The organism is Streptomyces sp. CBMA123, from assembly GCF_014596465.1.
Classification (GTDB): Bacteria; Actinomycetota; Actinomycetes; order Streptomycetales; family Streptomycetaceae; genus Kitasatospora.
This window is the reverse complement of the sequence record NZ_MECK01000092.1, coordinates 1-18,520: the sequence shown is the minus strand read 5'-3', so window position 1 is coordinate 18,520 and position 18,520 is coordinate 1. Positions and strand designations below refer to the sequence as shown.

The 18,520-nt window shown below is 73.0% G+C and carries 15 protein-coding genes, 1 tRNA gene, 1 other RNA gene and 1 pseudogene; 7 read left to right on the top strand and 11 right to left on the bottom strand.

Annotated elements, in window-relative coordinates; translation table 11 throughout:
• From BG452_RS13470 to BG452_RS13460, 3 genes and pseudogenes are all read right to left on the bottom strand, one after another.
• Positions 1-387: pseudogene (locus BG452_RS13470) on the bottom strand (hypothetical protein); the annotation flags it as partial.
• 53 nt (positions 388-440) lie between these two features.
• On the bottom strand, positions 441-1,775 hold the full coding sequence (locus BG452_RS13465) for a peptide ligase PGM1-related protein (RefSeq protein ID WP_188304509.1): 1,335 nt from the start codon (positions 1,773-1,775) through the stop codon (positions 441-443).
• Between the two features lie 150 nt (positions 1,776-1,925).
• Positions 1,926-3,980: an anthranilate synthase family protein gene (locus tag BG452_RS13460; protein WP_188304508.1), complete on the bottom strand. Its 2,055-nt coding sequence runs from the start codon at positions 3,978-3,980 to the stop codon at positions 1,926-1,928.
• A 376-nt stretch (positions 3,981-4,356) separates the two neighbouring features.
• On the opposite strand from BG452_RS13460, the gene BG452_RS13455 reads away from it, so the two are divergent.
• The 3 genes from BG452_RS13455 to BG452_RS13445 all read left to right on the top strand — a co-directional run bounded on the left by BG452_RS13455 (position 4,357) and on the right by BG452_RS13445 (position 7,606).
• Entirely contained in the window at positions 4,357-5,643 is a 1,287-nt protein-coding gene (locus BG452_RS13455; protein ID WP_317621023.1) for an NADP-dependent malic enzyme, read from the top strand.
• A gap of 26 nt (positions 5,644-5,669) precedes the next feature.
• Positions 5,670-6,872: a 3-deoxy-7-phosphoheptulonate synthase gene (locus BG452_RS13450; RefSeq protein WP_411292944.1), complete on the top strand. Its 1,203-nt coding sequence runs from the start codon at positions 5,670-5,672 to the stop codon at positions 6,870-6,872.
• 89 nt (positions 6,873-6,961) lie between these two features.
• Positions 6,962-7,606 carry an isochorismatase family protein gene (locus BG452_RS13445; protein WP_188304506.1) on the top strand — a complete coding sequence of 215 codons (645 nt, stop codon included), beginning with the start codon at positions 6,962-6,964 and terminating at the stop codon, positions 7,604-7,606.
• A gap of 225 nt (positions 7,607-7,831) precedes the next feature.
• On the opposite strand, the gene BG452_RS13440 is transcribed toward BG452_RS13445, so the two are convergent.
• Both BG452_RS13440 and BG452_RS13435 read right to left on the bottom strand, forming a co-directional pair.
• The gene (locus BG452_RS13440; RefSeq protein WP_317621022.1) at positions 7,832-9,049 is read right to left on the bottom strand and encodes a metallophosphoesterase; all 1,218 of its coding nucleotides are present in this window, start codon (positions 9,047-9,049) and stop codon (positions 7,832-7,834) included.
• A gap of 372 nt (positions 9,050-9,421) precedes the next feature.
• A complete protein-coding gene (locus BG452_RS13435) occupies positions 9,422-10,903 on the bottom strand; it encodes an MFS transporter (protein ID WP_188304504.1) in 1,482 nt (493 codons plus the stop codon).
• Positions 10,904-10,980: 77 nt separating this feature from the next.
• On the opposite strand from BG452_RS13435, the gene BG452_RS13430 reads away from it, so the two are divergent.
• The gene (locus BG452_RS13430) at positions 10,981-11,376 is read left to right on the top strand and encodes a MarR family winged helix-turn-helix transcriptional regulator (protein ID WP_188304503.1); all 396 of its coding nucleotides are present in this window, start codon (positions 10,981-10,983) and stop codon (positions 11,374-11,376) included.
• A gap of 16 nt (positions 11,377-11,392) precedes the next feature.
• On the opposite strand, the gene BG452_RS13425 is transcribed toward BG452_RS13430, so the two are convergent.
• From BG452_RS13425 to BG452_RS13405, 5 genes are all read right to left on the bottom strand, one after another.
• Positions 11,393-12,466, bottom strand: coding sequence for a TauD/TfdA family dioxygenase (locus BG452_RS13425; protein ID WP_188304502.1), 1,074 nt, complete (start codon positions 12,464-12,466; stop codon positions 11,393-11,395).
• Positions 12,456-13,466 (bottom strand): HesA/MoeB/ThiF family protein, encoded by a 1,011-nt coding sequence (locus BG452_RS13420; protein ID WP_188304501.1) that lies wholly within the window; start codon positions 13,464-13,466, stop codon positions 12,456-12,458. Before BG452_RS13420 ends, BG452_RS13425 begins: the two co-directional genes overlap by 11 nt.
• The gene (locus BG452_RS13415) at positions 13,463-14,341 is read right to left on the bottom strand and encodes a hypothetical protein (RefSeq protein ID WP_188304500.1); all 879 of its coding nucleotides are present in this window, start codon (positions 14,339-14,341) and stop codon (positions 13,463-13,465) included. The genes BG452_RS13420 and BG452_RS13415 overlap by 4 nt, the downstream gene beginning before the upstream one ends.
• On the bottom strand, positions 14,338-15,549 hold the full coding sequence (locus tag BG452_RS13410; RefSeq protein WP_188304499.1) for an acyl-CoA dehydrogenase family protein: 1,212 nt from the start codon (positions 15,547-15,549) through the stop codon (positions 14,338-14,340). The genes BG452_RS13415 and BG452_RS13410 overlap by 4 nt, the downstream gene beginning before the upstream one ends.
• A 68-nt stretch (positions 15,550-15,617) precedes the next feature.
• A complete protein-coding gene (locus tag BG452_RS13405) occupies positions 15,618-15,938 on the bottom strand; it encodes a hypothetical protein (RefSeq protein ID WP_188304498.1) in 321 nt (106 codons plus the stop codon).
• A gap of 137 nt (positions 15,939-16,075) precedes the next feature.
• Between BG452_RS13405 and BG452_RS13400 the strand changes: the two genes are divergently transcribed.
• Positions 16,076-16,432: a winged helix-turn-helix transcriptional regulator gene (locus BG452_RS13400; protein ID WP_188304497.1), complete on the top strand. Its 357-nt coding sequence runs from the start codon at positions 16,076-16,078 to the stop codon at positions 16,430-16,432.
• 411 nt (positions 16,433-16,843) lie between these two features.
• On the opposite strand, the gene BG452_RS13395 is transcribed toward BG452_RS13400, so the two are convergent.
• Positions 16,844-16,928: transfer RNA gene (locus BG452_RS13395), tRNA-Ser, on the bottom strand.
• Between the two features lie 111 nt (positions 16,929-17,039).
• On the opposite strand from BG452_RS13395, the gene ffs reads away from it, so the two are divergent.
• Both ffs and BG452_RS13385 read left to right on the top strand, forming a co-directional pair.
• An RNA gene (gene ffs / locus BG452_RS13390) (signal recognition particle sRNA small type) lies at positions 17,040-17,130 on the top strand.
• 93 nt (positions 17,131-17,223) lie between these two features.
• On the top strand, positions 17,224-18,520 hold a 1,297-nt coding region (locus BG452_RS13385; protein ID WP_188304496.1), incomplete at its 3' end, for a DNA polymerase III subunit gamma and tau.

The following is an 18,520-nucleotide window of genomic DNA, read 5'->3' as shown; positions in this document are numbered from 1 at the left end:
GCCGAAGGCCAGCCCGGCGAAGGCGGCCGCGCCGCCCAGCAGGCCGAGGGAGAGCTCGCGCCGCAGCCGGGCGCCGTGCAGCCGGGCCCCGAGCAGCGGCGCGCCGACCACCTCGCCCACCACGTACGCCCCGCCGAGCACCGCGCCCAGGGTGTACCCGCCGGAGGTGTCGCGGACCAGGAACACCAGGGCGAGCGGCGCCATGGCGACCGGCAGCTTCGCCGCCAGGGTGACCAGCAGCCAGGGGCGCACCCCGGGGCGGGCCAGCAGCTCCCGGTACCCCATGGCGGGGGGACCGGACCGGTCCTGCTGCCGCACGGCGCCGTCCGCCTTCACGGTGCCTCTCGCGGTGGCTCCCGCGCCGTCGTTCTCGTCGCCCTCACTCACTGGCGTCCTCCTTCCGGACCGGTTCCGCCGGACACCCGTCCTCGCGCCCGTCCTCACTCACCCGCGCTCCCGAACAGGGCGTCCACTTCCTCCTCCAGTACCCGCGCGGCCGCGTCGTCCTCCGCGATCAGGCAGCAGCCGCCGAAACCGCCGGTGCGGCCGTTGTCGTGGACGGTCACCACCACGCCGGTGCGGGTGGCCGGGTCGAAGCCCAGCGAGGTGGCGGTGAGCTTGTCCAGCGTCGTACGGAAGTCGGGGAAGGCGACCCGGCGCTTCTCGATCAGTACCCGCTCGCGGGTGTAGTCGCCGCCGACGAGCTCCTCGCCGATCCGGTGGATGTGCGCGGAGCCGACGACCCGTCCGTTGACCTCGTTGACCAGGATGGTGTCGTCCGGGGTGACGATCGCGTCGACGCTCAGGCTGCCCCGGTAGCCCATCCGGTGGAGGGTCTCGGAGAGCCGCCGGGAGTCGTCCAGGAAGCCGGCGAAGGCGGGCAGCCGCACCGAGGGCGCGGGCACGATCAGCCCGTTGATCACCGGCTTCATCCGCATCTCGCCGTGGCCGACGAGCCGTACGCCCTCGTCGGTGACGAGCAGTTCGGAGTAGATCGCGGGCGACTCGGGGGTGTAGTGCTCCAGGACCACCCGGCCCCGGTGCGGACCGGAGTAGTGCGACCAGCGCCGGTCCAGGTGGGCGGCGAGCGCGGCGCGGTCGGTGATCAGCTCGGTGCCGGTCGCCCCGATCGGGCGTACCCCGGGCACCGGGCTGACGATCTCGTTGCCGATGCCGCCGACGTGGAAGTCCTGCTTGACGATGACCGGCCGGCCGGCGCGGATCGCCTCCCAGAGGAACTCCTCCGCCTCCTGCCGGTCGTCGGTGACCGTGCCGAACGGCACCGGGATGCCGTGGCCCACGGCCAGGGCCCGGAAGACGGCCTTGCTGTTCAGCAGGGCGGTGCCGCTCTGCGCGGCGAACGGGAAGCCCGGGGTGTGCTCGTCGAGCCCGAGGGTGCGGGCGAGCCGCACGCTGACCCGGTCGAAGTGGAAGGGCAGGATGGTGCGGACCCCGTGCTCGCGCACGGCGGCCCGCAGCCGGGCGACGAACTCCGGGTCCTCCAGCCGGTCCCGGGAGAGCACGTCCTCGCCGAGGTCGCCGACCGGCGGCACGACGACGGCCCAGGAGCCGCGGTCGATGCCCTTCAGGGCGGCGACGTAGGAGAGGAACTCCTCGTCCAGCCCGACCGGGAGGACGAGGACGTCACTCTCCTCGGCGAGCCAGACCATCCGCTGGGCCTGGCCGGCCACGTAACGGCGGTACTCGGGGGTCAGCGAGCCCAGGTCGCCGATCATCTCGTCGGTCCGCTGGTTGCTCACGATCAGTTTCGGCATGACGGGTCCTCTCCGGGGTGGGGTGGGTGGGTGTTCGTGCGGGGGTGGGTGGTGGCGGTGGCCGTCTCGGACGTGCGTACGGCTCCGGGGGTGGGTCCGATCAAGGCGCGCGTGACGGGCGTACGTCCGGTCAGGGCGCGCGTGACGGGTTCAGGAAGCCCGCACGGCGCCGGCCGGGACGGCGAGCAGCCCGGTCACCGACTCGCGCAGGATGTCGAAGCCGTCGGTGCTCAGGACGGACTCGGGGTGGAACTGCAGCGAGCGGAAGTGCGGTCCGCGCAGGCCGTGCACCTCGCCGCTGCCGGCGTCCCGGCTGACCGTGACGGTCCGGGCCAGGCCCCGGGGTATGAAGTCGTCGCGGTCCGCGAGGGCGGCGAAGCTGTTGTAGAAGCCGACCCGGCGGGGGCGGCCGAACAGGTCGACGACCTGCTGCCGGCCCTGGTTCGGTTGCGACTTGCGGACCAGGGGGAGGCCCAGTTCACCCGCGAGCACCTGATGGCCGAGGCAGACCGAAAGGAACGGCTGCTCCCCGTCGAGGAGTTGGCGGGTGAGCGCGCGGAGCGTGGCGATCTTGGCGTCGCCGACCTCCCGGGGGTCGCCGGGGCCCGGTCCGACCAGCACCAGGTCGGCCTGGTCCAGCTCGATCCGGCCGTCCGTTCCCCGGGTGAGGGCGTCCCAGCGGCGGATCTCCGGTTCCAGTCCGAGGGCGGCGAGTTGATGGCCGATCATCGCGGTGAAGGTGTCCTCGGCGTCGACCAGCAGTACCCGTCCCCGGGCCGGGTCCCCGTCGGCGAGACCGCCCGAGAGCCCACCCGAGAGCCCACCCGAGAGCCCGCCCGGGGCGCCGTCCGGCCGGCTCAGCCAGAACGGCGCCAGCTGGGCGTTGCGCCCGGCCAGTGCGGCCCGGATCCGGGCGTCCTCGGCCCAGGAGGCGGTGCCACCGGCTCCCGGCGCGGCCCCGGCTCCCGGCGCAGGGGCGGCGCCGTCCGGCGTCCCCCGGACGGCCGCGAGCATCCCCGCCGCCTTGGCGTACGTCTCGGCGACCTCGGCCCCGGGGTCGGAGTGCCGGACCAGGGTCGCGCCGACGCCCATCCGCAGCCGGCCGTCCGGGTCGATCCGGGCGGTGCGGATCAGGATCGCCGAGTCCAGCCACCGCCCGCCGGCCGCATCCCGGCCGACCAGGGCCAGCACGCCGCTGTAGTAGCCGCGCCCGCCCGGTTCGTAACGACTGATCAGCTCGCACGCGGACTCCAGCGGGCTGCCGGTGACCGTGGGCGCGAACAGGGTCTCCCGCAGGATGTCCGGCACCGGCCGGGTGCTGCGCCCCTTGATCAGGTACTCGGTGTGGGCCAGCCGCGCCATCGGCTTGAGGTACGGGCCGATGACCCGCCCGCCGTCCTCGCAGATCCGGCCCATCATCTTGAGTTCCTCGTCGACCACCATGAGCAGTTCGTCGGTCTCCTTGCGGTCCGCGAGGAAGTCGAGCAGCCCGGGCACGGACGGCCCGTCGGCGGGGTAGCGGTACGTCCCGCTGATCGGGTTCATCACCACCTCCCCGCCGATCGCGCTGACGTGCCGCTCCGGTGAGGCGCCGACGAAGTAGCGCTCGCCCGCGCGGACCAGGAACGTCCAGTAGGTGCCGCGCTCCTGGGCCAGCAGCCGGCGGAAGACCGACAGCGCGGCCCGCGGGCCGAAGGCGTCGATCTCGGCGACGAAGGGCCGCTCCAGGACGAAGTTGGCGCCGCGCCCGCGCCCGATCTCCTCGGTGAGCACGGTCCGGACGAGTTCGGCGTACGCCTCGTCGTCCAGCGCGAACCCGGCTTCACTGAGCGCCAGTCGGTCGTCCGGGAGCAGTCGCAGCGCGTCCGCGAGGTCGACCGTCTCCTGCTCGGTGATCCGCAGTGCCAGCAGCGGGGCGCCGTCGTCGGGGGCGGCGAAGCCCCGCTCCGAGACCTGCCGGAACGGCACCACGACCAGCAGCTCGTGCCGGGCGCCGGTGGTCTCCTCCGGCCCGTCCCCGAGCGGCAGCTCGGCCAGCGAGGCCACCTCGGCCACCTCGCCGGTCACCACCTCGACCCGGTCGGCCGCGCCGCTCTCCGGCCGGTGCAGCAGGGCGTACGCGGCGGGCTCGCCGCCCGGTGCGAGCAGCCTGCCGAACAGACCTCCCGGGGCCTCGTCGTGCAGCGGCCGGGTGTGCCCGGTCATGGCGCCTCCTGGAACGGCTGGAGCGAGCGGAAGAGGGGATGACGACGACACTTCCGCATGGCCAGGGGGCCCACAACTACTCGAATGCGCAGGTCAATCGAGGAATGCGGCGATCGGGTGGGGCAGACCCACTCGGTCGAGTAGTTCCGCCCGTGTCGAGGCCGCGGCTAGCGTCGAACACGATCACCTTCGCGACGGACCTCCCAGCCAGGGAACATCCGGCCGCAGAACATCCGGCCAGGGAACATCCGGCCACAGAACATCCGGCACGGAACACCCGCCGCCCCCTGCACCCCCTGCGCCCCGCGAGGATCCCCGAGACCCTCCGAGAGCTCTCCCGAGACCTTCCCGCCACTTCCCCGAGAAAGGGACGCCAGTGTCGGTCGCCCACCAGGACCGTGCCGAAAGGCTCACCGAGGACGAGATATTCCGGGCCCACCGGGGCGGCAAGCTCCGCACCCAGGTGCCCATCACCCCACTGGACGCCCGCGCGCTGTCCGCCATCTCCACCCCGGGCGTCGCCCGGGTCAGCCAGGCCATCGCCGAGGACGGCCGGCTGGCCGCCGACTACACCTGGGCGCACCGGCTGGTGGCCGTCGTCAGCGACGGCACCGCCGTGCTGGGCCTGGGCGACGTGGGTCCGGCCGCCGCACTGCCCGTGATGGAGGGCAAGGCGGCGCTGTTCAAGGCGTTGGGCGGGCTGGACTCCATACCGCTGGTGCTGGACACCCGGGACGTGGACGAGATCGTGGAGACGCTCGTCCGGCTCCGCCCGTCGTTCGGCGCGATCAACCTGGAGGACGTCGCCGCGCCGCGCTGTTTCGAACTGGAGCGCGCCCTGGACGCGGCCCTGGACTGCCCGGTGATGCACAACGACCAGCACGGTACGGCGATCGTGGTGCTGGCGGCGCTGCGCAGTTCGGCCGATCTGCTCGGCCGGCCGCTGTCGTCGATGCGGGTGGTGGTCTCCGGCGCCGGCGCGGCGGGCAGCGCGTGCGCCCAAATGCTGGTCGCCGCCGGGGCGGGCGAGGTCGTGGTACTGGACTCGCGCGGTGTCATCCACCGAGGGCGACCCGAACTCACCTCCGCCAAGGCCCAGTTGGCCGACCTGACCAACCCACGAGGACTGCGCGGCGGCCTGGCCGACGTCCTGCCGGGAGCCGACGTCTTCATCGGCGTCTCCTCGGCGACCGTGCCGGAGGAACTGATCGCCGCCATGGCGCCCGGGGCCGTGGTGTTCGCGCTGTCCAACCCCACCCCCGAGATCGCGCCCGAACTGGCCGCCCGGTACGCCTCGGTGGTCGCCACCGGGCGCAGCGACCACCCCAACCAGATCAGCAACCTGCTGGCGTGCCCCGGGATCTTCCGCGGCGCCCTGGACGCCGGGGCGACCCGGATCACCGAGCGGATGATGCTGGCCGCCGCCGACGCCATCGTCGCCCTGGCGGCGGAGGACCTCGCCCCGGACCGGGTGGTCCCGAACGTCCTGGACCCGCGGGTGGCCCCGGGGGTCGCCGCCGCGGTCGCCGCGGCCGCCCGGGAACCGGGTGCCGTACGGGAGCCGCTCGCCGTACGGGAGCCGCTCGCTGCCGCCCCGTCCGCCCCGTTCGCCGTCTCCGCCCCGTCCGCCCCGTCCACCGTCTCCGCCGAGGAGCGCTCGTGATCGACCGCAGCGGCACGCTCACCGCACTGGACTCCTTCCGCGCCGCCCTGTCCGAGGAGGAGCTGCTGCCCTACCGCAGCCGTCCCGCCGGGCAGCAACCCGATTGGGGCGACGCCTGGTTGGTCGACAAGGTGCGCGCCGACCTGGCCGCCCTGCCCGCCCTGGTCGCCTGGGACGAGGTGCGCCAGCTGCGCACCCTGCTCGCCGAGGCAGCCGCCGGGCGACTGCTGGTCGTCCAGGCCGGCGACTGCGCCGAGGACCCGGCCGACTGCGGCCCGGAGGCGATCTCCCGCAAGGCCGGACTGCTGGATGCGCTGGCCGGAGTGCTGCGGATGAACACCGGGATGCCGGTCGTCCGGGTCGGCCGGATCGCCGGTCAGTTCGCCAAGCCCCGCTCCCGGCCCACCGAGGTCGTCGACGGCGTCGAACTGCCGGTGTTCCGGGGCCTCATCGTCAACGCGCCCGAGCCCCAGCCGATGGCCCGCCGCCCCGACCCGCTGCGCCTGGTCAGCGCCTACCGCGCCGCCGCCCGGGCGATGGCCCAGCTGCGCCGGCACGAGGAGACCTGGTCCCCGCTGCCCGACCCGGTGGTCTGGACGAGCCACGAGGCGCTGCTGCTGGACTACGAACTGCCCCTGCTGCGCCGCTCGTCCGACGGCCGGCTGCTGCTCACCTCCACCCACTGGCCGTGGATCGGCGAGCGGACCCGTGAACCGGACGGCGCCCACGTACGGCTGCTGGCCGACGTGGTCAACCCGGTGGCCTGCAAGGTCGGCCCCGGCTGCACCCCCGCCGAACTGCTGGAACTGTGCCGCACCCTCGACCCGGACCGGGTGCCCGGCCGGCTCACCCTGGTCGCCCGCTTCGGCGCGGGCCGGGCCGCCGACCGGCTGACCGACCTGGTCCGGGCCGTGCGCGAGGCCGGCCACCCGGTGATCTGGCTGTGCGACCCGATGCACGGCAACACCGTCAGCGCGCCCGACGGCCGCAAGACCCGCGCCCTGAGCGCCGTGGTCCAGGAGGTCGGCGAGTTCCTGGCGGCGGTCCGCCGGGGCGGCGGGGTGGCGGCCGGCCTCCACCTGGAGGCGACGCCCGACCCGGTCGCCGAGTGCGTCGCCGACCTCCCGTCCGTCGCCGACGCCGGCCGGCTCGGCCCGTACACCACGCTCTGCGACCCGCGCCTGAACCCGGAGCAGTCCCTCACCGTCGCGGCGGCCTGGCGCCCCTGACCGCCGCCCCCGCCGCCCCTGAGTCCGCCCCCCGCCACCACACCCTGACGAGGCCCGCCTTGAGCATCAGCCCCATTCCGCCGTACCCCATGCCCACCGAACGCGACCTGCCGGAGAGCCGGGTGCCCTGGACCCCGGACCCGGACCGCGCCGTCCTGCTCGTCCACGACATGCAGGAGTACTTCCTGCGCCCGTTCACCGCCGACCGCTCGCCCGCCTCCGAACTCCTGCACAACTGCCGTCTGCTCCGGGCCCGTTGCGCGGACCTCGGGGTCCCCGTCGTCTACACCGCCCAGCCGGGCGACATGGACGACGAACAGCGCGGTCTGCTCAAGGACTTCTGGGGCCCCGGCATGCGCGCCGAGCCGGGCGACCGCCGGATCGTCGCCGCCCTCGCCCCGCAGCCGCACGACCAGGTCCTCACCAAGTGGCGCTACAGCGCCCTGCACCGCTCCGGACTGCTCGACCTGCTCCGCGACAGCGGCCGGGACCAGCTGATCCTGTGCGGCGTCTACGCCCACGTCGGCGTCCTGATGACCGCCGTGGACGCCTTCTCCCACGACGTCCAGCCCTTCCTCATCGCCGACGCCGTCGCCGACTTCTCCCTCGACCGGCACCGCCTGGCACTCTCCTACGCCGCCAACAACTGCGCCGCCGTCACCACCACCCGCAGCGCCCTGCTCGCCCTCGGCGCCGCCCCCGACCGCGCCCCCGCCCCCCTCCCCGTCTCCTGACCCGCCCCCTCCGAAGAAGCACCAAGGCCCGGACCGCCGCACAGCGGTCCGGGCCTCCGCGGTGACCGGGGCGGGCGGCCTCGGCGGTCGCGCGGACGCCGAAGCGGGCGTAGCGGCTGCCGTCGGGGAGGGCGTGGAAGACGACCGGGATCCAGGCGTCCTCGTCGTGGCCGAGAAGGTTCAAGCGACGTTCGAAGCAGCGGGCGGGGTACGGCCGGGTGGGCGCTACCCGGCGGCCGGGCCGGCGCCCGCGCGCAGGGTGAGGACGGTGATCTCGCTCGGGGCGAAGACCCGGAACGGCGGACCCCAGAAGCCGGTGCCCCGGCTGGTGTAGAGCTGGGTCCGCTCCCCGTGCCGGCTCAGGCCGTGCACCACCGGCTGGTCGATCCGGACGAGGAAGTTGAACGGCCAGATCTGGCCGCCGTGGGTGTGCCCGGAGATCTGCAGGTCGATGCCGGCGGCCGCGGCCTGGGGGACGTACTTGGGCTGGTGGGCGACCAGCAGGACGGGCAGTGCCGGATCCGCCCCGGCCAGCGCGTCGACCAGGTTGGCGCGGTGCCCGGCCAGTCCGGAGTGCTCCGCGGTCACGTCGTCCACGCCGGCCAGCACCAGGGAGTCCCCGCCGCCCTCCACCACCACGTGCCGGTTGTGCAGCGGCTCCCAGCCCAGCTCCGCCATGCGGTCCAGCCAGCCCTGGGCCTCCCCGCCGTACTCGTGGTTGCCCGTGACGTAGACCTTGGCCAGCCGGGCCCGGACCGTCCCGAGCGGCGCCGACTGCTCCCGGCGCTGGGCAGGGGTGCCGTCGGCGATGTCGCCGGCGTGGACCACCACGTCCGCGTCCAGCCGGTTGACGGCCTCCGCGACCCGCGCCGACCAGACCGCCCGGTCGATCGGCCCGTAGTGGGTGTCGGCCAGCACCACGACCCGCGTCCCGTCCAGACCGCCGCCCAGCCGCGGCAGATGGACGTCCAGCCGCTTCACCCGGGGCACCCGCATCGCCTCACGGTGCCCCCAGCCCAGCAACCCGGCCGCCACCACGGCCACCGCCGCCGCCACCGTCCTGGCCCGATCGGCGCCCCCGACACCGAGCCCGGCCAGCACCACCCCCACCAGAGCGCCCAGCACCGACCAGGTGAACAGCACCCAGACGACCCCGAGGCTGGTGTCCGCGAAGCGGGCCGCCCGGTCGAGCCGTCGTGGCCCGTGCCCCGCGATCATCAGGAAGGGGAACGACACCATCCAGGCCGCGAGGACGGCCGTGCCGCCCAGGAACACCGGGAACGGCCAGCCGGCCCCGGCGAACAGCGTCCACCACGGCGGCAGGCACAGCGCCACCAGGACGACCACCAGCACGCCCAGCCGCCGCAACCCGCCCCGCCGCCGCGCCCCCCGGCCCGCGTCCCCCGCCGCCCCGCCATCCTCACCCGGGGCCGCGGCCGCCACGGTCCCGGCCTCCCCACCGGTTCCACTCCCACTCACCACGTCGCCCCTCAGCTCGGTTCCCCCCATCATCCGCTCCCCACCGCCCCGGAGACGACGAAGGCCCCGGCCGGCGAACCGGTCGGGGCCTTCGTGACGGCGGAGGATACGGGATTCGGACTCGTGAGGGGTTGCCCCCCACACGCTTTCCCCTTCTCCCGAACGGCGTCCGCCGGGGGTTCACACCCGTGCTGGCCTGCGGCAGCGCGATTCGCTCCGCACCGGCGCCAATCGAACCCTCGTCGATCGGTGGGGCCGAAACGCGGAACGCTCGACCGACGGGGGTTCGGTCGAGCGTTCCGGGGGCCGGGGGGATGGCCCGGGGGAGGGGAGTCGTCAGGACTCCGTGGTCTCGGCGCCGGCCTGCGTGGCGCGGGTCAGTCGATGCAGGCCCACGGCGATGCAGGCGGCGAGGGCGGCGCAGATCCCGACTGCGAGGAAGCCGTTGCCGACGCCGATGGTCATCGCGTCGGCGGCGGCCGCGCCGGACTCCAGCTCGCCGTCCACCGAGGTGGCCAGGACGGTGCCGATCACCGCGATGCCGAGGGCGGCGCCGCTCTCGTTGAAGGTGTTCAGCAGGCCCGAGCCGACGCCCGACTCCTCCGGGCGGACGTGCGCGGTGCCGACCCCGTACAGCGGGACGAAGCAGGTGGGCAGACCGGCCCCGATGACGGTCAGCGCGATGATCGCGACCGCGGTGTTGGACGGTCCGGTGATCAGGACGGCGGCGCCGGCGATCTGGGTGAGTGCGCCGATCAGGTACGTCCCGCCCGGGCCGACCTTGGCGATCAGGTTGGGCACGACTGTGGCGAAGACCAGCGCGGCCAGGCCCATCGGCAGCATCGCCAGACCGGTGGCGAAGGCGCTCATGTCGTGCGCGCCCTGGAAGTAGTTGCTGGCCAGGTAGGAGCTGCCCATCATCACGATCGCGGCGAGCAGCAGGCCCAGGCTGCTGAGCCAGTAGGTCGGGATGCGCAGCAGGTGCAGCGGGAGGAGCGGGTCGGACTTGCCCAGCTCGGTGACGGCAACCACGGCAAGCAGGACCACGGACAGGCCCATGCTGATCCAGGCGGTCGGGGAGGTCATGCCGTCGTGCAGCCGGATCAGGCCGAAGGACAGGCAGGCCAGACCGAGGGTGGCGAGGAACGCGGTGGGCAGCCGCAGCGGGCGGCGGACGTCGGAGCGCATCGGCGCGAGGCTGCGCAGGCCGATGATCCCGGAGGCGAGGCTGATCGGGATGTTGATCAGGAAGGCCCAGCGCCAGCTGGCCGCCGACACGATCAGCCCGCCGAGGACGGCGCCGAGGATGGCACCGATCACGCCGAGGCCGCTCCAGGTGGCGAGGGCGGCCTTGCGCTGCTCCTCGTTCTGGTAGACCGTCACCACGATCGACAGCGCGGCGGCGGACAGCACCGCCGCACCCAGGCCCTGGAGCACGCGGCCGGCGACCAGCAGCTCCTGGTTGCCCGCGACCCCGCACAGGACGGACGCGACGGCGAACAGGACCAGGCCGGACAGGAAGGACCGTCGGCGTCCGATGACATCGGCGAGCCGGCCGCCGAACAGCAGCAGGCTGCCGTACATCAGGACGTAGGCGCTGATCGTCCACTGGAGGGCGGTCTGGTCGGCCGGGAGGTCGGTCCCGATCGAGGGCAGTGCAACGTTGACGACCGTCGAGTCCAGCATCACCATCAGCTGGGCCACGCCGACCGCCGCCATCGGCAGCCAGGAGGCCTTCGGGGGTTCCTGCCCCGGCCCCCGGTCGGGCTCTCGGCCCTCCTCCTGCTTGGCATCCACGAGTGAGATTGCCTCAGTCATCGGTTTCTCCTTTCCGAACGACAAGATACATGCGCATGAATCGACATGCCAGTGGGTGCGGATCTAGACTGCGGAGCGTGGCGAACACTCCTCTGGCCGACCGCTGGCTGTCCCTGCTGCGCGTCTGCGCGCTGATGAACCAGCGGATCGAGCACACGCTGTCCGATGAGTTCGATCTCTGTGTGAGCGCCTACGAGATCATGGAGGTGCTGTGGGCGGAGCAGGAATGGATCCGCCCGGGGGAGGTCGCCTCCCGTACCTCGCGCAGCCAGCCCCAGGTCTCACGCCTGGTGGCGCAGATGGTCGAGGCGGGGTACGTGGACCGCAAGCCCTCCCCGGGCGACGGCCGCGGCTCCCAGATCCGCCTCACCGCCGAAGGGCGGGAGGTCTTCCGGCGGGCCGCCGCGACCGTCGACGGGCAACTGGCGCAGATCGCCGACGAGCGCCCGGACGCCCGCGTCTGGCTGACCTGAGCGGTGCCGCGCGGCGTCAGACGCCGACCGCACCCACCGGGACGCGCTCGGCGAGTGGCCGCGCCGCCGGCCGGTCCCCGTGCCCCGGGGTCACCGGCAGGTGGCTCCGCCCCTGGCCGAGGAACCCGTTGACCGGCCGCAGGTCGGTCACCACGAAGGATCGCCGGAGCCAGCGGTCCTTGCCGTCGTAGCGCGGTGTGAAGTCGGTGCGCCCGTGGACCGCGCGACGGTTGTCCAGGATGACGAGATCGCCCTGCCGCAGCACCAGCCCCTTGAGCGAGCGGCGCATGGCCTCCTCCAGCCGGCCCAGCGCGGCCTGCGCCCGCGCGGTGGTCGCGGTGGTGGCGTTGAAGTCCACCGTGAGGTCGGGGTGCTCGGCACTGCCGGTGAGGATCGGTATGGGCGGGGTCAGCACGCCCACCGAGGCGTCCGGCACGAAGGAGGAGCTGAAGCGGATCCGGAACTCGGGCTGCCGCAGCACCTCCACCGTCTGCGCGTCCAGCAGCGGCAGCACGTCGCCGATCCCGCCGCTGACCGTGGCGGCCACCTCGTCGTGGTCCGCCCGCAGGCAGATCAGGCTGAGGAAGTGCGGGGGGTTGGGGTGGAAGCCGTCCTCGGTGTGCAGCTCCAGCAGGACGGAGCCGCTGTTCTCCTGGCGCTGCTCGGCGCCGCGCTTGGGGCACACGTCCTGGACCAGGCGGCCGCTCTTCTCGTCGCTGTACGAGATGGAGCGGCCCAGCACCGACATGACCATCAGCTGGCTGATGGTGGCCACCGGGACCTCCGACCAGACCGGCTCGTCCTCGGGCCGGTCCGGGGTGGCGGGCAGCTCGCCGACCGGCAGGCCGGTGAGCAGCAGGCAGCCGCCGGGGTTGCTCCGGTCGCGGAAGGCGATCAGAGCTCTTCGTACCGGGGCCGGGAGCGCGGCCGCCGCCAGCTCGACCGCGTGGAGCAGGCCGGCGTCGTGCAGCGAGTGGCCCCGGAAGTCGAGGGCGACGGTCAGCGCGGCCTGCGCGATCTGCTGCGACTCCTCGGCGGTCAGCGCGATGCCGTCGGGGCGGATGTCGGTGTAGGTGAACTCACTGCTCATGTGCTGTCCTCTCGATCGGGATCGGCGTGCCGGCCGCACGAAGGGCCCACTGCCGGCGGGCCCGGTAGGCCGGCGCGGGGGCGAAGCCGTTCCAGGCCTGCTCCCGCGGCAGGAAGGCGAGGAAGCGCGCTCCCTCGACGTACCGCTGGACACGGTCGAGGGCGCGGCGCCCCGGCGTCATCGCGACGCGGTGCACGTCGACCGCGACCGTACGGGGCAAGGTCCGCCCGGAGACCAGGACGTTGACCATGTGCACCGCGAGGGCGCCGAACTGCGTGGCGGCTTCCGCGAGTTGGGGGACGCTGTAGTCGGTCCTGGCCAGCCCGCGGCGCAGCTCGCGGTACATCTCGCCGGGGATGTGGGCCCGCGGCGCGATCCGGAAGATGACCTCCCAGGTGTCCAGCCGCTGCTCGTCGCCCGGGAGGAGCTGGCCGTCGAAGATCTCCCGGACCACCCGGTAGTCGAAGCACTGGGCGGCGAGCATCCCCGCCATGTCCCAGGCCGTCACCAGCGGCTTGCGCTGGCGGCAGGCCTCCCGGTGCAGGCTGATCTTCGCGGCCAGCCCCGAGGGAGTGGTGACGTCCACGCCGTCCACGATGACGTCCGCCTGCTCGACCAGGGCTCGGACGTTGGCCTCGGTGATGCCGTCGGGCACCACCTCGGCGTCGACGTGCGGGTTGATCCCGCGCAGCAGCCGGGCGCCGACCGAGGCCTTGTTCAGGCCCAGGTCGTCCACGGTGGCGTTCTGCCGGTTCAGGTTGTTGAGCTCGTACGTGCCGACGTCGGCCAGCACGAAGTGCCGGTAGCCCATGCGGCCGAGCGGCTGCACGGTGGCTCCGCCGATCGAGCCACAGCCGGCGATCAGCAGGCGGGCGCGGCCGATCCGCTCCTGCAGTTCGTCCGGGATCAGACCCTGGTTGCGCTGGGTGAGGCAGGCGTAGAACTGCGCCTCGTCCAGCTCGCGGGCCTGCGTCGGGTTGTCCACGTCGATCGCGGTCATGTTCTGGCCTCCAGGAAGTCGACGAGTCGGGTGCGCACCGAGCCCTGCTGACCGGAGCCGAGGAGCTCCCGCAGGTACTCCAGGGTGGGCCGCAGCGCCCCCTCGTCCGTGAGGATGAACGGGTACGAGCGCTCCTCCTGGTCCCACATCGGGGCGTACAGGTCGGCCGGGTCGGGCGGCACGGGGGTGGTGTCCAGCAGCGTCCGCGCGGCGAAGCCCAGCAGCCGCAGCTGGTTGATCGCCCCTTCGAGCTTGCCGTCCCCCACGACGGCCGCGTTCGGATCGCTGTCCAGCACCTTGAGGCAGCCCGCCGCCCAGGCGAGGTAGACCCACCAAGGGACGGTGACTGCGGCCTGCGATCGGGGCATCGCGTAGTCGCGGACCAGCCGCTTGCCCTCCCACACCAGGGCCGAGGAGGTCTGCGGGCCGAGGTGGTCGGCCAGCGAGAGGGCGTAGTCACGCTCGATGACGAACGGCCGGTGGCCGAGGTCGCCGAGGGGAGTGGGAGAGTGGTCGCGTGCGGCGGCCAGGGTGCCGTAGCCGCGCAGCAGACCGGTGGACCGCTCCACGACCAGGGTGTGGAAGTCCCGCAGCGCGAACTCGTCGTACGGCTCGGTCCGCAGCCCCCGCGCCGCCACCACGGCCGCGTCGACCCACCCGCGCTGGAGATACTGCACCAGGCGGAACCGGTAGACCTGCTCCAGCATCCGCGCCGGCAGCTGCGCGCCGGCGACGGTCAGGACCAGCAGCCCCTCGGGGCTCACCGCGCGGAAGAGCGGATCGCCGGTCAGCGCATCCTCCAGGCCGGGCAGGTCGATCTCGGTGCCGTCGCGCAGAAGCTGCTCGCCGTGACTGCCGGTGAGGGCCGCGGTCATCGGATCTCCGGCACGTCGAACAGCTCACCAGTGATCACCAGGGCGAGCGCCTCGGGGGAGCCCTCGTAGATCCGCGGCCCGTAGGCGTCCCGCAGGACCCGGTCCATGCCATCGCCGCGCTGGAAGGCCTGGGCGCCGATCAGGGCCATCGCGGCGTCGGCGTTGTCGATGGCGGCGCGGTCGGCGACCAGCTTGGCGACGGCCGGTTCGTACGCCGGAGTCGGCAGGATGTTGTCGGCCTTGACCACGGCGTCCAGGTAGAGCGCCCGGGAGGCGGAGACCCGCGCGGCCATGTCGGCGAGCTTGCGCGCGGACATCTGGTGCTCGAACAGCATCCGCCCGCCCTGCCGACGGCTGCCGCTCCACGCGACGGCCCGCTCCAGAGCGTGCCGGGCGATGCCGGTGGACACCGACGCGCAGGTCACCCGGGTCACGTTGCCGATCGCCACATTGAGGTCCCACCCGCCGCGCTCGCCGCCGAGGACGTTCTCCTCGGGCACGCGGGCGTCGGTGAAGACCAGCTCGCCCGCCGGCGCGGTTCGGTATCCGACCTTGTCGTGGATCTCACCGCGGGCCACGCCGTCCTGTTCGAGATCCGTGACGAAGCAGGTCATGCCGGTCGAGCCGGGCGCGCCGTCGAGGTTCGCCATGACCGTCGCGTACGTCGCCACGGGGGCGTTGGTGATGTACCGCTTGGTGCCGTTCAGGAGGAACTCGCCGCCGGAGCGCTTCGCGCTGGTCATCTCCTGGGCGTACGGAGCGTTCTGCGGGAGCACCAGGTCGGTGCCGTTGCGCTCCTCGGCCACGGCGTTGCACGCCAGGACCGGGTCGGCGCCAAGGAACTTCGGCAGGTAGCGCTCCTGCAGGCGGGTGTCGCCGGAGATCAGGATCGGCGTCTGGAACAGATTGGTCGCACCGAAGATCAGGGCCATGCCGGGGTCGGCGGCGGCCAACTCCTCCAGCACGAGCGCGATGGCGACCTGGCTCAGCCCGAGGCCGCCCATCTCCCGCGGGATCGCCATCCGCAGCAGGCCCACCTCGTGGCCGGCGCGGACGGTCTCCCAGTCCACCTGGCCCTTCTCGATGGCGTCGCGCTCGGCGGCGCCGGGCGCCACCTGGTCCTTGGCGAAGGCGACGACGGTCCGCAGGACGTCCGCCTCGTGGGCGGAGAGCAGCGGGTGGTCGGCGGGGGTGTGCGTGACAGGCATGGATGTTCCTTGTCTGGAGAGGGGCTTCTGGGTGACGGGGCGTCCGGGACGCTCGGCGGACCGGGTGTTCAGCGGCCGAGTCCGAAGGTCTCCAGGGCCTGTCCGAAGGCGAAGGTCTGCATCACCGGCCCGTGCGACGACAGTCGGCGGCCGGTGACGGAGCGCAGGAAGGAGCGCCGGCCCGCAGTGATGTCCAGCAAGTCGGACCAGCTGATCCGCAGCACGTGGGTCGGAGCGGCGTCGGTCGCCTGGCCCTGCGGGTCGAGCGTCACCTCGGTGTCGGGCTCGGCGAGCACGAAGCGGACGGTGGCACCGGCGTTCTGCCATGCGGGAGCGGCCTGGGCGGCCGCGCTGAGGGCCGCGACGGTCAGGTCGGATGAAATCGACATAAAGGAACCCCCTGGGAAGTGGTGTTCGTGGGAGGCCCCAGTTATAGATCACAAGCGTGATCCACTTCACCGTGACGACGACACCTCGGAGGGTTATGGTTACCTTCAAGTAACGACGGCCCTGGGGGGAGTGCCGAATGAACGATGAATGCTTTGCGCGGCTGGTGATGGACCGCATAGGCGAGCGGTGGACAATGCTCGCCTGCCAGCAGATTGCCGCAGGCGCAAGGAGATTCTGCGATCTGAAATCCGGCATGGAGGGCGTTTCGGGCAAGGTTCTGTCCGAGACCCTGATGCGCCTGGAGCGGGACGGTTTCATCGAGCGGCGGGTCGTCGGCAGCAGGCCGCCGGCCGTGTTCTACGAGATCACGCCCATAGGGGAGAGCCTGCTGCAGATCGTCCAGGGCATCGTCGACTGGTCGGAGCGGCACGGGCGGCACATCGAGAAGGCCCGCCGGACGTACGCCGAGCCGGAATTGGCCGCGGCGGGATGATGGGGCAGTGTCGCCCGGAGTGCTTTTTGCGGGCGGGGGATCCCAGCCGTTAGCGCCAGGGTCGAAACGCTATTGTGGGGTTTTTTCATTTGACGCCTGGGCGGTACATGCGGTTCGTCGGGCGCGCCGCCCGAGCGAGCCGATCCCGGGGGTGGCCGGATCATTATTGGCCGACTAATCGCCGGTATATCGCACGGCGCTTTGCGCGCTCCTGATTCCTTCTCGGGGAGGAGCGGCAGCGCCGCATCGGTGACCGCCGGCAGCTGCCCCGCGGCCGGAGCGGCTGCGGCCGGCGTCATGGCGCGACCCCGCCGGGTCCCCGAGGTGCTGCCACCACGACGGCGACCACGAAACGACGATGGCCCGGACCGCTGAGCGGTCCGGGCCATCGTCTGCCCTGGCGGGCGAAGGCGGAGGATACGAGATTCGAACTCGTGAGGGATTGCTCCCAACACGCTTTCCAAGCGTGCGCCCTAGGCCTCTAGGCGAATCCTCCGTGGGAGAGCTTAGTACATGTTTCGGGGTGCTCGCGACCAGCTATCCCGCAGGCCGGAGGGCGGGGGTGGCCTGTGGATCGTCGGGGCCGGGATCCGGTACTGTGGGGGTCAGCCCCTCGTGTGGCGTTATCTCTCTGAACCCCCCCAGGGCCGGAAGGCAGCAAGGGTAGGAGGGCTCTGGCGGGTGCACGGGGGGTCTTTGCGTTCCCGGGAGCCTGCGGGGTGGCCTGCGGGGGGCCTCGGGCGGGACGAGGGGTGCCGCGTTTGTCGGTCCGTCCCGATATCGTCGGGGGTGTGTCCCTAGCCCTGTACCGCCGCTACCGCCCCGAGACCTTCGCGGAGGTCATCGGTCAGGAGCACGTGACCGCTCCGCTCCAGCAGGCCCTGCGCAACAACAGGGTCAACCACGCGTACCTGTTCAGCGGGCCGCGTGGCTGTGGCAAGACGACGAGCGCACGCATCCTGGCCCGCTGCCTGAACTGCGAACAGGGGCCGACGCCGACGCCCTGCGGGGAGTGTCAGTCCTGTCGGGACCTCGCGACCGGCGGGCCCGGCTCGATCGACGTGATCGAGATCGACGCCGCCTCGCACGGTGGTGTGGACGACGCGCGCGAGCTGCGCGAGCGGGCCTTCTTCGCGCCGGTGCACAGCCGCTACAAGATCTTCATCCTGGACGAGGCGCACATGGTGACGCCGGCCGGGTTCAACGCGCTGCTCAAGGTGGTCGAGGAGCCGCCGGAGCACCTCAAGTTCATCTTCGCGACCACCGAGCCGGAGAAGGTGATCGGGACGATCCGGTCCCGCACCCACCACTACCCGTTCCGGCTGGTCCCGCCCGGCACGCTGCGCGACTACCTGGCGGACGTCTGCGGCCGCGAGGGCATCCAGGTCGAGGACTCGGTGTTCCCGCTGGTCGTCCGGGCCGGCGCGGGCTCGGTGCGTGACTCGATGTCGGTCATGGACCAGCTGCTGGCCGGTGCCGCCGAGGGCGGCGTCACCTACCGGATGGCGACGGCGCTGCTCGGGTACACCGACTCGGCGCTGCTGGACGAGGTGGTGGACGCCTTCGCCGCGCACGACGGGGCGACGGTGTTCCAGGTGATCGACCGGGTGGTCGAGGGCGGGCACGACCCGCGCCGCTTCGTCACCGACCTGCTGGAGCGGCTGCGCGACCTGGTGATCCTCGCCACCGTGCCGGAGGCGGGGGAGAAGGGGCTGATCGACGCCCCGGCGGACCGGGTCGCGGTGATGCAGGCGCAGGCGGACGCCTTCGGCGCGGCGGAGCTGAGCCGGGCCGCCGACCTCGTCAACACCGGGCTGACCGAGATGCGCGGCAACGCGGCGCCGCGGCTCCAGCTGGAGCTGATCTGCGCCCGGGTGATGCTGCCGGGCGCGTACAGCGACGAGCTGTCGCTGCAGGCGCGCCTGGACAAGCTGGAGCGCCGGGCGGCCGCGGGCGGGTTCGCCGCGCCGGCCGGAACGGCGCCGATGGCAGTCCCGATGGCCGCCCCCATGGCTCCGCCCGCGGCCGTACCGACGGCCCCGCCGGTGGAGGTGCCCGCCCCGGCGCCCGCGCCCGTCGCCGCGCCGG

Bases quoted from the DNA above. Each gene is read 5' to 3' on its own strand.
- BG452_RS13465 (WP_188304509.1), bottom strand. From the start codon at position 1,775: ATGCCGAAACTGATCGTGAGCAACCAGCGGACCGACGAGATGATCGGC.
- BG452_RS13460 (WP_188304508.1), bottom strand. From the start codon at position 3,980: ATGACCGGGCACACCCGGCCGCTGCACGACGAGGCCCCGGGAGGTCTG.
- BG452_RS13445 (WP_188304506.1), top strand. From the start codon at position 6,962: ATGCCCACCGAACGCGACCTGCCGGAGAGCCGGGTGCCCTGGACCCCG.
- BG452_RS13435 (WP_188304504.1), bottom strand. From the start codon at position 10,903: ATGACTGAGGCAATCTCACTCGTGGATGCCAAGCAGGAGGAGGGCCGA.
- BG452_RS13425 (WP_188304502.1), bottom strand. From the start codon at position 12,466: ATGAGCAGTGAGTTCACCTACACCGACATCCGCCCCGACGGCATCGCG.
- BG452_RS13420 (WP_188304501.1), bottom strand. From the start codon at position 13,466: ATGACCGCGATCGACGTGGACAACCCGACGCAGGCCCGCGAGCTGGAC.
- BG452_RS13415 (WP_188304500.1), bottom strand. From the start codon at position 14,341: ATGACCGCGGCCCTCACCGGCAGTCACGGCGAGCAGCTTCTGCGCGAC.
- BG452_RS13410 (WP_188304499.1), bottom strand. From the start codon at position 15,549: ATGCCTGTCACGCACACCCCCGCCGACCACCCGCTGCTCTCCGCCCAC.
- BG452_RS13405 (WP_188304498.1), bottom strand. From the start codon at position 15,938: ATGTCGATTTCATCCGACCTGACCGTCGCGGCCCTCAGCGCGGCCGCC.
- BG452_RS13400 (WP_188304497.1), top strand. From the start codon at position 16,076: ATGAACGATGAATGCTTTGCGCGGCTGGTGATGGACCGCATAGGCGAG.